Annotated in this window: 12 protein-coding genes; 11 read left to right on the forward strand and 1 reads right to left on the reverse strand. The window is 64.4% G+C overall.

Annotated elements, in window-relative coordinates:
• The first annotated feature begins 260 nt into the window (after nt 1-260).
• From edd to RAC97_RS02030, 11 genes are all read left to right on the forward strand, one after another.
• Nucleotides 261-2087: a phosphogluconate dehydratase gene (edd, locus tag RAC97_RS01980; protein ID WP_375100456.1), complete on the forward strand. Its 1827-nt coding sequence runs from the start codon at nt 261-263 to the stop codon at nt 2085-2087.
• Entirely contained in the window at nt 2084-3043 is a 960-nt protein-coding gene (locus RAC97_RS01985; RefSeq protein WP_375100455.1) for a glucokinase, read from the forward strand. The genes edd and RAC97_RS01985 overlap by 4 nt, the downstream gene beginning before the upstream one ends.
• Nucleotides 3044-3170: 127 nt before the next feature.
• A complete protein-coding gene (locus tag RAC97_RS01990; protein ID WP_375100491.1) occupies nt 3171-3869 on the forward strand; it encodes a response regulator in 699 nt (232 codons plus the stop codon).
• Nucleotides 3850-5316: an ATP-binding protein gene (locus RAC97_RS01995; RefSeq protein ID WP_375100454.1), complete on the forward strand. Its 1467-nt coding sequence runs from the start codon at nt 3850-3852 to the stop codon at nt 5314-5316. Before RAC97_RS01990 ends, RAC97_RS01995 begins: the two co-directional genes overlap by 20 nt.
• Before the next feature lie 167 nt (nt 5317-5483).
• Nucleotides 5484-6728, forward strand: a complete 1245-nt coding sequence (locus RAC97_RS02000) for an AGE family epimerase/isomerase (RefSeq protein ID WP_375100453.1) — start codon at nt 5484-5486, stop codon at nt 6726-6728.
• A 114-nt stretch (nt 6729-6842) separates the two neighbouring features.
• Complete coding sequence (locus tag RAC97_RS02005) at nt 6843-8129, forward strand: ABC transporter substrate-binding protein (protein WP_375100452.1); 1287 nt, start codon at nt 6843-6845, stop codon at nt 8127-8129.
• Nucleotides 8130-8275: 146 nt separating this feature from the next.
• Nucleotides 8276-9184: a carbohydrate ABC transporter permease gene (locus RAC97_RS02010; protein WP_375100451.1), complete on the forward strand. Its 909-nt coding sequence runs from the start codon at nt 8276-8278 to the stop codon at nt 9182-9184.
• Entirely contained in the window at nt 9177-10022 is an 846-nt protein-coding gene (locus tag RAC97_RS02015) for a carbohydrate ABC transporter permease (protein ID WP_375100450.1), read from the forward strand. Before RAC97_RS02010 ends, RAC97_RS02015 begins: the two co-directional genes overlap by 8 nt.
• 3 nt (nt 10023-10025) lie before the next feature.
• On the forward strand, nt 10026-11183 hold the full coding sequence (locus tag RAC97_RS02020; RefSeq protein ID WP_375100449.1) for an ABC transporter ATP-binding protein: 1158 nt from the start codon (nt 10026-10028) through the stop codon (nt 11181-11183).
• Between the two features lie 90 nt (nt 11184-11273).
• On the forward strand, nt 11274-12566 hold the full coding sequence (locus RAC97_RS02025; RefSeq protein ID WP_375100490.1) for a carbohydrate porin: 1293 nt from the start codon (nt 11274-11276) through the stop codon (nt 12564-12566).
• 214 nt (nt 12567-12780) lie between these two features.
• Nucleotides 12781-13635 (forward strand): D-hexose-6-phosphate mutarotase, encoded by an 855-nt coding sequence (locus tag RAC97_RS02030; RefSeq protein ID WP_375100448.1) that lies wholly within the window; start codon nt 12781-12783, stop codon nt 13633-13635.
• On the opposite strand, the gene hexR is transcribed toward RAC97_RS02030, so the two are convergent.
• A complete protein-coding gene (hexR, locus tag RAC97_RS02035; RefSeq protein ID WP_375100489.1) occupies nt 13628-14491 on the reverse strand; it encodes a DNA-binding transcriptional regulator HexR in 864 nt (287 codons plus the stop codon). The genes RAC97_RS02030 and hexR overlap by 8 nt on opposite strands.
• Nucleotides 14492-14598 lie beyond the last annotated feature (107 nt).

Consider the following 14598-nt stretch of genomic DNA (forward strand, 5'->3'; position numbering starts at 1 on the left):
TCTGGCAGTCGGGGTGAAGCCTGTGGCACAAAGAGTGGCTTCACTGAAACGGTTTTGTTATTGGAATTACAAGATTATTCACTCTTGGATAGAAAACAAGCGTTTTTAGTGGCAGTATTTTGTTAAACCTACAACGAGTGGTCGAGCGAAGCGCTCCAACGACCCGCCAGGCGGCCTGTTTCATGAGCCTAGGTGGCAATCGCGTGGAGGGAAAATGCTCATTGGCACACCACCCTTACCGCTAGCCTGGAGTTCCGTACATGCACCCGCGCATCCTTGAGGTCACCCAACGGCTGATCGAACGCAGCCGCCCGACCCGTGAACGCTACCTGCAGCTCATTCGCGGCGCGGCCAGTGACGGACCCATGCGCGCCAGCCTGCAATGCGCCAACTTCGCCCATGGCGTGGCCGGTTGCGGTAGCCAGGACAAGCAGAACCTCAAGCTGATGAACGCTGCCAACGTGGCCATCGTCTCGGCCTACAACGACATGCTGTCGGCGCACCAGCCCTACCAGCACTTCCCCGAACAGATCAAACAGGCCCTGCGCGAGATCGGCTCGGTAGGCCAGTTCGCGGGGGGCGTGCCGGCCATGTGCGACGGCGTCACCCAGGGCGAGCCGGGCATGGAGCTGGCCATCGCCAGCCGCGAAGTGATCGCCATGTCCACCGCCATTGCCCTGTCGCACAACATGTTCGATGCAGCGCTCATGCTGGGCATCTGCGACAAGATCGTGCCGGGCCTGATGATGGGCGCACTGCGCTTTGGCCATTTGCCGACCGTGTTCGTGCCCGGCGGGCCGATGCCTTCGGGCATTTCCAACAAGGAAAAGGCCGACGTGCGCCAGCGCTACGCCGAGGGCAAGGCCAGCCGCGAGGAGTTGCTGGAGTCGGAGATGAAGTCCTACCACAGCCCCGGCACCTGCACCTTCTATGGCACCGCCAACACCAACCAGCTGGTGATGGAAGTGATGGGCCTGCACCTGCCGGGCGCCTCGTTCGTCAACCCTTACACGCCGCTGCGCGATGCCCTGACCGTCGAGGCTGCGCAGCAGGTCACCCGCCTGACCAAGGCCAATGGCAACTTCATGCCCCTGGGCGAAATCGTCGACGAGAAGGCGCTGGTCAATTCCATCGTCGCCCTGCATGCCACCGGCGGCTCGACCAACCATACCCTGCACATCCCGGCCATCGCTCAGGCGGCGGGTATCCAGCTGACCTGGCAGGACATGGCCGACCTCTCCGAGGTTGTTCCGACCCTGTCCCACGTCTACCCCAATGGCAAGGCCGACATCAATCACTTCCAGGCCGCCGGCGGCATGGCGTTCCTGATCCGCGAACTGCTCGACGCCGGCCTGATGCACGAAGACGTCAACACCGTGGCCGGTTACGGTCTGCGCCGCTATACCCAAGAGCCGTTCCTCGACGACGGCAAGTTGGTATGGCGCGACGGCCCGCAGCACAGCCTGGATGAAAACATCCTGCGCCCCGTGGCCCGGCCATTCTCCGCCGAGGGCGGGTTGCGGGTGATGGAAGGCAACCTGGGGCGTGGGGTGATGAAGGTCTCGGCGGTGGCGCCGGAGCACCAGGTGGTGGAGGCGCCCGCGCGGATCTTCCACGACCAGCAGTCGCTGGCCGATGCCTTCAAGGCCGGCGAGCTGGAGCGCGATTTCGTCGCCGTGGTGCGCTTCCAGGGCCCACGCTGCAACGGCATGCCCGAGCTGCACAAGCTGACGCCGTTCCTCGGCGTATTGCAGGATCGCGGCTACAAAGTGGCGCTGGTGACCGATGGGCGTATGTCCGGCGCGTCGGGCAAGGTGCCGGCGGCCATCCATGTATGCCCCGAGGCTTATGTCGGGGGGCCGCTGGCAAAGGTGCGCGACGGTGATATCGTGCGCGTCGATGGTGTCGAAGGTACGTTGCGAGTCATGGTGTCGGCCGAGGAGTTGGCCAGCCGCGACCTGCCAGCGGCCCCCCAGGGCAACGACCTGGGCTGTGGCCGCGAGCTGTTCGGCTTCATGCGCATCGCGTTCAGCTCGGCGGAGCAGGGCGCCAGCGCCTTCACTTCTGCCCTGGAGAGCTTCAAATGAAAGCCTTGCTGGTCGGCGACATCGGCGGCACCAATGCCCGCTTCGCCTTGTGGCGCGACAATGACCTGCATGCGGTGCAGGTGTTGGCCACGGCCGACTATTCCAGCCCCGAACAGGCCATCGAGGCGTACCTGGACGAGCAGGGAATTGCCCGTGGCGGGGTGTCGGATGTGTGCCTGTCGGTGGCCGGGCCGGTCGCTGGCGATGAATTTCGCTTTACCAACAACCATTGGCGGTTGAGCCGCATGGCGTTCTGCGAGGTGCTGCAAGTCGAGCGCCTGATGCTGATCAACGACTTTTCCGCCATGGCCCTTGGCATGACCCGCCTCAAACCCGGCGAATTCGTCGAAGTGTGCCCCGGCCAAGCCGACCCGACGCGCCCGGCCCTGGTGATTGGCGCGGGCACCGGCCTTGGCGTCGGCACCTTGCTGAACCTCGGTGAGCGGCACTGGATGGCGCTGCCGGGCGAGGGCGGGCATGTCGACCTGCCGGTAGGCAACACCCGCGAGGCGGCGATCCATCAGCAGATCCACAGCCAGATCGGCCATGTCAGCGCCGAGACTGTGCTCAGCGGCGGCGGGCTGCTGCGCCTGTACCAGGCGCTCTGTGCGCTGGATGGCGACGTGCCCCGGCACAAGACCCCCGCGCAGGTCACCGACGCTGCGCTGGGCGGCGAACCTCGGGCGCAGGCGGTGATCGAACAGTTCTCGCGCTTCCTCGGGCGTGTGGCTGGCAACAACGTACTGACGCTGGGCGCACGGGGCGGCGTGTACATCGTCGGCGGCGTGGTACCGCGCTTCGCCGAATTGTTCCTGCGCAGCGGCTTTGCCGCCAGCTTTGCCGACAAGGGCTGCATGAGCGGTTATTTCCCTGGGGTGCCGGTGTGGCTGGTGACCGCAGAGTTTTCTGGGTTACTGGGGGCCGGGGTAGCCTTGCAGCAGGCGCTGGATCACTGAGTTTGGCGGCGAGGCCTTCGCAGGCAAGCCCGCGGAGGCCTCGCCGCCGATACAACGGCACAGCGAGCATGAAGACTCGCACCGACAAAAGGACTTCATTGTGAGCACTGCCGGCAAGAACATCCTGATGGTCGACGACGACCAGGAAATCCGCGAACTGCTGCAAACCTACCTGAGCCGCGCCGGCTTCCAGGTGCGCGCCGAGCCCGACGGCCAGGGTTTTCGCCAGGCCCTGGATGCCGCGCCATGCGACCTGGTGATCCTGGATGTGATGCTGCCCGACGAGGACGGCTTCAGCCTGTGCCGCTGGGTACGCCAGCACCCGCGCCAGTCGCGGGTGCCGATCATCATGCTGACCGCCAGCTCCGACGAAGCTGACCGGGTCATCGGCCTGGAGTTGGGCGCCGACGACTACCTGGGCAAACCCTTCAGCCCACGTGAATTGCAGGCCCGCATCAAGGCCCTGCTGCGTCGCTGCGATTTCGTGCAAAGTGCGCCGGGCAACGCCGTGCTGGCCTTCGACGACTGGCGCCTGGACACGGTCAGCCACCGGCTGTTCCACCGCGATGGCGAGGAGGTGATCTTGTCCGGTGCCGATTTCGCCCTGCTCAAGCTGTTTCTCGACCACCCGCAACAGATCCTTGACCGCGACACCATCGGCAACGCCACCCGTGGCCGCGAGCCGATGCCGCTGGACCGCATCGTCGACATGGCGGTCAGCCGCCTGCGCCAGCGCCTGCGGGACACCGACAAACCCCCGCGTTTGATCCGCACGGTGCGCGGCAGCGGTTACCTGCTGGCGGCCCATGTCTGCCCTGCCGGCTGAGCGCGGCGCCGAACGGCGCTGGCGGCTCCTGCCGCGCTCGCTGCTGGGGCGCATGCTGCTGCTCACCCTGCTGGCGGTGTTGCTGGCCCAGGGACTGTCGAGCCTGATCTGGGTCGCTCAACTGCGCGCCAGCCAGTTGCAGGGCCTGCGCGCCAGCGCCGGCAGCCTGGCCCATTCGATGAGCGCCAGCGTCAGCTACTTCCGCTCGCTGCCGGTGGCCTACCGGCCCATGGTACTCGACCAGTTGCGCAGCATGGGCGGCACGCGGTTCTTCGTATCGCTCAACGAAAAGCCGCTGAACATGCAGGTGCTGCCCATCACCCCACGCAAACAGGCGGTGATCGACGTGTTCCAGCAGGTGTTGCACGAGCGCCTGGGCCAGCAGATGGAAGTCTCGGTGGAGTTCGTCAGCCCCGATGAACTGCGCATCTTCAACAGCGGCTTGAAGCTCGACGAGCTGCCGCGTTCATGGGCGCACTACGCCTTGACCCTCGAGCCTCTGAACCCACCGGTGCTGGTGACGCAGATCCGCCTCGACGAGGGCGAGTGGCTGTACATCGCCTCGCTGCTGCCCGAGCCCTACACGGGGCTGGAGCCCGAGCGCCTGCCGCGCCAGCAGCTCGGCTTCATCATGCTGACCACCGCGTTGCTGTTGCTGTTCATCGGCCTTCTGGTGCACTGGCAGAGCTCGCCGCTCAAGCGCCTGGCGCGAGCGGCGCGGGAGATGTCGCTGGGTGCGGATGTGCCGCCGGTGGCGGAAGTGGGCGGTAGCGAAGTGGTGGAAGTAGGGCGTGCCTTCAACACCATGCGCGAGCGTATCAGCCGTTACCTCACCGAGCGCGCGCAACTGTTCAGCGCCATCTCCCATGACCTGCGCACGCCGATCACCCGTTTGCGCCTGCGTGTTGAGCTGCTGGAGGACGAGCGCCTGCAAGCCAAGTTCAGCCGCGACCTCGATGAGCTGGAGTTGCTGGTGAAAGGCGCGTTGCAGTGCGTCAAGGACACCGATATCCACGAGAACATCGAACCGATCGACCTCAACCAGGTGCTGGAGATTCTGGCCGAGCCCTACCTGGGCGATGGCCGCATCACCGTCGAGGGGCGGGCGCAGGCACCTTACCTGGGCAAGTCCCTGGCATTGCGCCGCTGCATCGGCAACCTGATCGACAACGCCATCAAGTACGGCGAGCGCGCGCACCTGCGCATCATCGACAGTGACGAGGCCTTTGTGCTGCAGGTCGACGACCAGGGGCCGGGAGTGCCGCAGCAGCGTCTGGAGCAGGTGTTCGAGCCGCATTTCCGTCTGGCCGGGCAGCAGCAGGGGTATGGGCTGGGGCTGGGCATCGCGCGCAATATCGCCCACAGCCATGGCGGTGAGGTGAGCCTGTTGAACCGTAGCGAGGGTGGGTTGCGGGTGACCTTGTGCCTGCCTCGGAATATCTATTGATGCTGTCGGCCTCTTCGCGGGCATGCCCGCGAAGGGCCGACACTGAAGAACGCAAGTGTCACAAGGCGGTGACATTCGCGCGGGTCTTCGTGACATGCCGGCCAGGGTGGCTGGTTACTATTCGTTGACGACAGGCACCGGGCCTGTCCCTGGCAAGGATCGGACAGGTGACGAACAGCGTCGATTTACCCTCCAGCAGTTGGCTCCGCGCCCCTGTGCATGCCGACTGGCTGATTGCCGAAGGCTTGCGCCTGGTGGCCTTCGCCAAGGCCTCGCGGCTGCCCGCAGGTTTCGGCAACCTCGATGCCCAGGGCCGCCTGCCCGAGGGTGCCATTGCCGAAACCATGAACACCGCGCGCATGACCCACTGCTTCGCCATGGCCCATGTACAGGGTGTGCCGGGTTGCCTGGCGCTGGTCGAGCACGGTGTCGCGGCGTTGCGTGGGCCGCTGCGCGATGGGCTTCACGGCGGCTGGTTCGCCTGCGCTGAAGGGCAGGGCGATACCGGCAAGGCCGCCTACCTGCACGCCTTCGTAGCGCTGGCGGCAAGCTCTGCGGTGGTTGCAGGCAGCGAGCGCGCGCAGGCCTTGCTCGACGATGTCATCGCGATTCTCGATACACATTTCTGGAGCGAGCAGGAGGGCGCGCTGCGTGAATCCTTCGCTCGTGACTGGCAGCAGCCGGAGGCCTATCGCGGTGCGAACAGCAACATGCACGCGACCGAGGCGTTCCTCGCCCTGGCCGACGTAACCGGCGACAGCCGCTGGCTGGACCGCGCTTTACGTATCGTCGAGCGCATCCTGCGCGGTCACGCTGCCGCCAACGGCTATGGCGTGATCGAGCATTTCGACAGCCACTGGCAAGCGCTGCCGGAATACAACCAAGACAACCCGGCCGATGGCTTCCGGCCCTATGGCACCACGCCCGGCCACGCCTTCGAGTGGGCACGTCTGGTGCTGCACCTGGAGGCTGCGCGCCAGCAGGCAGGGCGGCCTGCTCCCGACTGGCTGCTACCGATGGCCCAGGGCTTGTTCGATAATGCCTGCCGTCACGCCTGGCAGGTCGATGGCGAGCCGGGCCTGGTCTACACCCTGGACTGGCATAACCGCCCGCTGGTGCGCGAGCGTTTGCACTGGGTCCATGCCGAGGCCTGCGCCACCTCTGCCGCATTGCTGCGGCGCACCGGCCAGGCGCACTACGAGCAGTGGTACCGACGGTTCTGGGATTTTATCGACGCCCATTTCATTGACCGCGCCCAAGGCAGCTGGCACCACGAACTGAGCCCGCAGAACCTGCCCAGCGCCACCATCTGGGGCGGCAAGCCAGACCTCTACCACGCCTACCAGGCCGTGCTGCTGCCGCGCTTGCCGTTGGCCCCGAGCCTGGCCAGCGCACTGGCCCGGGGAATGTAACCAACTGTTTACATTTGCGCATCGCTTCGTTACTTGCCGGGCCTGCGCGCTGATTAGACTTCCTGCAACGCAAGCGAATGACTTGCACTGCATAACAACAAGAAAGGTATACCGATGAATTCCACTCTGCGTCTCGCCGCTGCTATTTCCCTCGCCTCGCTCATGCCACTCAGCGCCTTCGCCGCCGACTCCAAAGGCAGCGTCGAGGTGGTGCACTGGTGGACCTCTGGTGGTGAAAAGGCCGCCGTCGACGTGCTCAAGGCACAAGTCGAGAAAGACGGCTTCATCTGGAAAGACGGCGCCGTTGCCGGGGGCGGTGGTGCCACGGCGATGACCGTGCTCAAAAGCCGCGCTGTGGCCGGCAACCCGCCAGGTGTCGCACAGATCAAGGGCCCGGACATCCAGGACTGGGCCGCCACCGGCCTGCTCGACAGCGAGGTGCTCGAGGATGTGGCCAAGCAGGAGAAGTGGGACAGCCTGCTCGACAAGAAGGTCGCCGACACCGTGAAGTACGACGGTGACTACGTGGCGGTGCCGGTGAACATCCACCGCATCAACTGGCTGTGGATCAACCCCGAGGTGTTCACGAAGGCCGGCATCGACAAGGCGCCGACCACCCTCGACGAATTCTACGCCGCCGCCGACAAGCTCAAGGCAGCCGGTTTCATCCCCCTGGCCCACGGTGGCCAGCCTTGGCAGGACAGCACCGTGTTCGAGAACCTGGTGCTCTCGGTGATGGGCGTCGAAGGCTACACCAAGGCGCTGGTCGAACTGGACGAGAAGGCCCTGACTGGCCCTGAAATGGTCAAGGCGCTGACCGAGCTGAAGAAGGTCGCCACCTACATGGACCCGGACGGCAAAGGCCAGGACTGGAATCTGGAAGCGGCCAAGGTCATCAATGGCAAGGCCGGCATGCAGATCATGGGCGACTGGGCCAAGAGCGAGTGGACCCTGGCCAAGAAGACCGCCGGCAAGGACTACCAATGCGTGCCGTTCCCAGGCACCGAGAAAGGCTTCCTGTACAACATCGACTCGCTGGCGGTGTTCAAGCAGAAGGACGAAGGCACTACCGCGGGCCAGCAGGACATCGCCAAGCGTGTGCTCGGCGAGGACTTCCAGAAGACCTTCAGCATCAACAAGGGCTCGATTCCGGTGCGCAACGACATGCTTGCCAGCATGGACAAGTACGGCTTCGACAGCTGTGCCCAGACCGCGGCCAAGGACTTCCTGGCCGATGCCAAGTCCGGCGGCCTGCAACCGAGCATGGCGCACAACATGGCCACCACGCTGGCGGTGCAGGGCGCGTTCTTCGATGTGGTGACCAACTACATCAACGACCCCAAGGCTGACCCGGCTGACGCGGCGAAGAAACTGGCTGCGGCGGTCAAGGCTGCTCAGTAACCACCTCTGAGGTTGGCGCGATCCCTGTGGGAGCGGGTTTACCCGCGAACACCGGCATGGCCGGTGCCAGGCACCGCGGTGTCTGCTTCGCGGGTAAGCCCGCTCCCACAGGGTGATGTGTCGTTCATTCATCCGGGTACCCCTTCATGACTACAGCTACCGCCCAACTGCGGGCCTCACCCCTGGATGCGCTACAGCGCTGGCTGCCGAAACTGGTGCTGGCGCCGAGCATGTTCATCGTCCTGGTGGGCTTCTACGGCTACATCCTGTGGACCTTCGTCCTTTCGTTCACCACCTCCACTTTCCTGCCGACCTACAAGTGGGCAGGCCTGGCCCAGTACGCGCGTTTGTTCGACAACGACCGCTGGTGGGTGGCGAGCAAGAACCTGCTGGTGTTCGGCGGGCTTTTCATCGGTATTACCCTGGTGATCGGCGTGCTGCTGGCAGTGTTCCTCGACCAGCGCATCCGCCGCGAAGGGGTGATCCGCACCCTCTACCTGTACCCCATGGCGCTGTCGATGATCGTCACCGGCACCGCCTGGAAATGGCTGCTCAACCCCGGCATGGGCCTGGACAAGTTGCTGCGCGACTGGGGCTGGGAGGGCTTTCGCTTCGACTGGCTGATCGACCCGGACCGCGTTGTCTACTGCCTGGTGATCGCTGCCGTGTGGCAGGCCTCGGGCTTCATCATGGCGATGTTCCTCGCCGGCTTGCGCGGGGTCGACCAGTCGATCATCCGCGCCGCGCAGATCGATGGTGCGAGCATGCCGCGCATCTACTGGACGGTGGTGCTGCCGAGCCTGCGCCCGGTGTTCTTCAGCTCGTTGATGATCCTTTCGCACATTGCCATCAAGAGCTTCGACCTGGTGGCGGCGATGACTGCCGGCGGCCCCGGCTATTCCTCCGACCTGCCGGCGATGTTCATGTATTCCTTCACATTCAGCCGCGGCCAGATGGGCATGGGCTCGGCCAGCGCGATCCTTATGCTCGGGGCGATTCTCGCGATCCTCGTGCCGTACCTGTACTCGGAGCTCAGGAGCAAGCGCCATGACTGACGCCATCGGCAAACCTCGCCTGGGCCTGGGGCGTATCGCCATCCACGCGGTGCTGCTGGCCGCCGTGCTGCTGTACCTGGTGCCGCTGGTGGTAATGCTGCTGACCAGCTTCAAGACCCCGGAAGACATCGGCAGCGGCAACCTGCTGAGCTGGCCGCAGGTGTTCAGCACCATCGGCTGGGTGAAGGCCTGGGCGACGGTCAGTGGGTTCTTCTGGAACTCGATCATGATCACCGTGCCGGCAGTGCTGATCTCCACCGCCATCGGTGCGCTGAACGGCTACGTGCTGTCGATGTGGCGCTTCCGCGGTTCGCAGCTGTTCTTCGGGCTGCTGCTGTTCGGCTGCTTCCTGCCGTTCCAGACCGTGCTGCTGCCGGCCTCGTTCACCCTCGGCAAGCTGGGCCTGGCCAGCACCACTACGGGCCTGGTGCTGGTGCACGTGGTCTATGGCCTGGCTTTCACCACGCTGTTCTTTCGCAACTACTACGTGAGCATCCCGGATGCCCTGGTGAAGGCTGCGCGCCTGGATGGCGCCGGGTTCTTCACCATCTTCCGACGCATCATTCTGCCGATGTCCACGCCGATCATCATGGTTTGCCTGATCTGGCAGTTCACCCAGATCTGGAATGATTTCTTGTTTGGCGTGGTGTTCTCCAGCGGCGATTCGCAGCCGATCACCGTGGCCCTGAACAACCTGGTCAACACCAGCACCGGGGCCAAGGAATACAACGTCGACATGGCGGCGGCGATGATCGCCGCGCTGCCAACCCTGCTGGTCTATGTGGTCGCAGGCAAGTATTTCGTGCGCGGGCTCACGGCCGGCGCGGTCAAGGGGTAAGTCATGGCAACGCTCGAACTTCGCAATGTAAACAAGACCTACGGCACTGGCCTGCCGGACACCCTCAAGGACATCCAGCTGGCGATCAAGGATGGTGAGTTCCTGATCCTGGTAGGCCCCTCGGGCTGCGGCAAGTCCACCTTGATGAACTGCATCGCCGGCCTTGAGCAGATCACCGGCGGGGCGATCCTGATCGATGACCAGGATGTTTCCGGCATGAGCCCGAAGGATCGCGACATCGCCATGGTGTTCCAGTCCTACGCGCTGTACCCGACCATGAGCGTGCGCGAGAACATCGAGTTCGGCCTGAAGATCCGCAAGATGCCGCAGTCGGCCATCGACGAGGAAGTGGCGCGGGTGGCCAAGCTGCTGCAGATCGAGCACCTGCTCGGGCGCAAGCCTGGCCAGCTTTCCGGCGGCCAGCAGCAGCGGGTGGCCATGGGCCGGGCGCTGGCGCGGCGGCCGAAGATCTACCTGTTCGACGAGCCGCTGTCGAACCTCGACGCCAAGTTGCGCGTGGAAATGCGCACGGAAATGAAACTGATGCACCAGCGCCTGAAGACCACCACGGTGTACGTGACCCACGACCAGATCGAGGCCATGACCCTGGGGGACAAGGTGGCGGTGATGAAGGACGGCATCATCCAGCAGTTCGGCACCCCGCAGCAGATCTACAACGACCCTGCCAACCAGTTCGTCGCAAGCTTCATCGGCTCGCCACCGATGAACTTCATCCCCGTGCGCATCACCCGCCAGGACGGCCGCCTGCTGGCGCTGCTCGACAGCGGCCAGGCGCGCTGCGAACTGCCCCTGGGTGTCGATAGCGACGCGCTGGAAGGGCGCGAGGTGATCCTCGGCGTGCGTCCGGAACAGATCGCGCTGGGCGCTGCCGACGGCAATGGCCTGCCTGCCATTCGTGCCGAGGTGCAGGTCACCGAGCCCACCGGCCCGGACCTGCTGGTGTTCGTCACCCTCAACCAGACCAAAGTGTGCTGCCGTCTGGCACCGGATGTCGCCTGCCGGGTCGGCGACAGCCTCAATTTGCAGTTCGATCCGGCACGCGTACTGCTGTTCGACGCCGCCAGCGGTGAGCGCCTGGACCTGTCTGGCGCAGGCCAGGTGTTCAACAAGGACAACGTGACGCGCTTCAAGGGACGTTGAGTTTCAAACCATCGATAACAAGAAAAGAGGAAATAACGGATGGACCATCGCAAACGTTTCAAAACCCTGGGCTCGTTCGCCTTGCTGGCCATGGTTGGCAGCAATGGTGCGCAGGCCGCGGAAGCCTTCTCCAGCGAGTCGAAATGGATGACCGGTGACTGGGGCGGCACGCGTACCGAACTGATCGAAAAAGGCTACGACTTCACCCTCGACTATGTCGCTGAAGGCGCAGGCAACCTGAACGGCGGCTACAACGACGACAAGACTGCCCGCTACACCCACCAGTTCGCCCTGGGGGCGCACCTGGACCTGGAGAAGATCCTCGGTTGGAACGACACCGAGTTCAAGCTGGCAATCACCGAACGTAGCGGTCGCAACTTGTCCAACGACCGCATCAGCGACCCGCGCGCCGGGCACTTGAGCTCGGTGCAGGAAGTGTGGGGCCGTGGCCAGACCTGGCGTCTGACCCAGATGTGGATCAAGCAGAAGTACTTCGATGGCGCGCTGGATGTGAAATTCGGCCGCTTCGGCGAAGGCGAGGACTTCAACAGCTTCCCTTGCGACTTCCAGAACCTGGCGTTCTGCGGCTCGCAGGTGGGCAACTGGGTGGGTGGCATCTGGTACAACTGGCCGGTCAGCCAGTGGGCGCTGCGGGTGAAATACAACATCACCCCGGAATTCTTCGTGCAGGTAGGCGCGTTCGAGCAGAACCCCTCGAACCTGGAAACCGGCAACGGCTTCAAACTCAGCGGTAGCGGCACCAAGGGGGCGATCCTGCCGGTGGAAATGGTGTGGTCGCCGAAGGTCAACGGCCTGCCGGGCGAGTATCGCCTGGGCTACTACTACAGCACCGCCAGCGCCGAGGACGTGTATGAAGACGTCAATGGCAACCCCCAGGGGCTCAGTGGATCGGGCTTCAAGTCACATTCCAGCAAGCATGGCTGGTGGGTGGTGGCGCAGCAGCAGGTCACTGCGCACGGCGGCGATGCCAGCCGCGGCCTGAGCCTGTTCGCCAACTTCACCGTGCATGACAAGGAAACCAACGTAATCGACAACTACCAGCAGGTAGGCATGGTGTACAAGGGCGCCTTCGATTCGCGGCCCAAGGATGATATCGGCCTGGGTATCGCGCGTATCCACGTGAACGATGACGTGAAGAAACGCGCCGAGCAGCTCAACGGCATCAGCGGTATCACCGACTATGACAACCCAGGCTTCGTACCGCTGCAACGTACCGAGTACAACGCCGAGCTGTACTACGGCTTCCACGTCACCAACTGGCTGACCGTGCGGCCGAACCTGCAATACATCAAGAGCCCGGGTGGGGTGGACGAGGTGGACAACGCGCTGATCGCGGGCTTGAAGATTCAGTCGTCCTTCTGAGTCGGTTTGTTGTAAATTTACGCCATTCTGTCGGCCTGACGTTCAGCCGACAGTGGGGAAGCCTTTGGTTCGGCGGTGGCTTCTTCGCGGGCAAGCCCGCTCCTACAGGTCCACGCCGCCCTGTAGGGGCGGGCTTGCCCGCGAAGAAACCTCCGCCGACCTCGCAGGTTCTCCCCCAATCGCGACTTTTAATGACAACAACGAGCCCAGCCCCATGTCCGAACATCCGCTCCACCGCTTCTTCAATGCGCAGCGGCCCCGGCCGACCTTCGAGTGGGAGCGACACCAGCAGCGTGATGTCCTGATCATCGACCACCCGCGCTGCCAGGCCGTGTTCAGCCGCCAAGGCGCGCAGTTGCTGCACTTCCAACCCACTGGCGAACGCCCTTGGCTATGGTGCGCCGAAACCTGGCCGCAGGTTGGTGCGATCCGCGGCGGCGTGCCGGTGTGCTGGCCCTGGTATGGCCGTCACCCCAGCGAGGATTTGTGGCCCACTCACGGCTGGGCACGCCTGCTCGATTGGAAGCTGGTCGACAGCCGCGAGGACGACGAGGGCGTGAGCCTGAAATGGCGCCTGCAACTGTGCGACTGGCAAGTCGACCTGCATGCACGCCTGGGCGCGAGCATGGAATTGAAGCTGTGCACCGAACACCAGGACAGCGAAACCTGCCAGTTGAGCCATGCGCTGCTGGCCTACTGGCGTATTAGCGACGTGGCAAAGATAGCGCTGTCTGGGCTTGAGAATGTTGAAGGTTACGACGTGCTCAGTCGCCAGGCTTGCCGTCAGAAAGATGCCTTGATGGTGCAGGGCGGCTGCCAGCGCATATACCCAGGAACGCCGTCGGTGCAGCTGCGTGACCCGGCCTGGCAGCGCGAGCTGCATATCGACACCGGCGACAGCGAAGACACCGTGGTGTGGCACCCCGGCAACCGTCCCTTGATGGGGGTGAGCGGTCGCGAGAGCCAGGGTTTCGTCTGTGTCGAAGCTGCCAGCGGCAGCGGCGAGGGGCTGAGCCTGGCGCCGGGGCAGCGTGCCCATCTGCGCCTGCAAGCCCAGCGCCTCAGTTGAGGTCCTTGTCCTCGGCCGGGTAACGGCTGGCGTTGAGGCTTTCCTTGATCTTGCGCAGGTGCGGTTGGAAGTCCGAGCCGCGGCGCAGGGTCATGCCGGTGGCGAGCACATCGAGCACGGTCAGCTGGATGATTCGCGAAGTCATGGGCATATAGATGTCGGTGTCTTCCGGCAGAGGCAGGTGCAGGCTCAGGCTGCACGCCTTGGCCAGCGGCGAGTCGGCGGCGGTGATGCCGAGCACCGAGGCGCCGTTTTCCCGGGCCTGGCGTGCCACCTCCACCAGCTCGCGGGTGCGTCCGGTGTAGGAGATGATCACGAACAGGTCGCCGGTGTGCGCCACCGAGGCCAGCATGCGCTGCATCAGCACGTCGGGGTGGGCCGACACGGCCAGGTTGAAGCGGAAGAACTTGTGTTGCGCGTCCATCGCCACCGGGGCCGAGGCGCCGAGGCCGAAGAAGTGGATCTGCCGGGCCTGGATCATCATGTCCACGGCGCGGCTGACCTGCTGCGGGTCGATCTGCTGGCAGGCGCTGTCCAGCGAGGCGATGGCGCTGGCGAAGATCTTCTGGGTGTAGGCCGCCGGGTCGTCGTCGGCCTCCACCGCGCGGCTCACATAAGCCGCGCCGCTGGCCAGGCTTTGCGCCAGTTGCAGCTTGAGTTCGGGGTAGCCGCTGACGCCGAACGAGCGGCAGAAGCGGTTGACGGTCGGTTCGCTGACCGAGGCCGCCTGGGCCAGGGCGGCGATGCTGAAGCGGGTGGCCTGTTGCGGGTTGAGCAGGATGACTTCGGCGACTTTGCGTTCGGCCTTGTTCAGCTCGTCGAGGCGTCCCTGGATCTGTTCCAGGAGGTTTCGCACGCGGTCCATGGTATGTCCTTGGGTCGGAAGACGACCGGCTGCCTGGGCAGCAGGCTTTTTGCAGGGTTGTCTATCGTACTGTCGGTGGTGTTGTCATACCACTCGTC

It is taken from the genome of Pseudomonas sp. LS_2, assembly GCF_042709235.1.
Taxonomy (GTDB): domain Bacteria; phylum Pseudomonadota; class Gammaproteobacteria; order Pseudomonadales; family Pseudomonadaceae; genus Aquipseudomonas.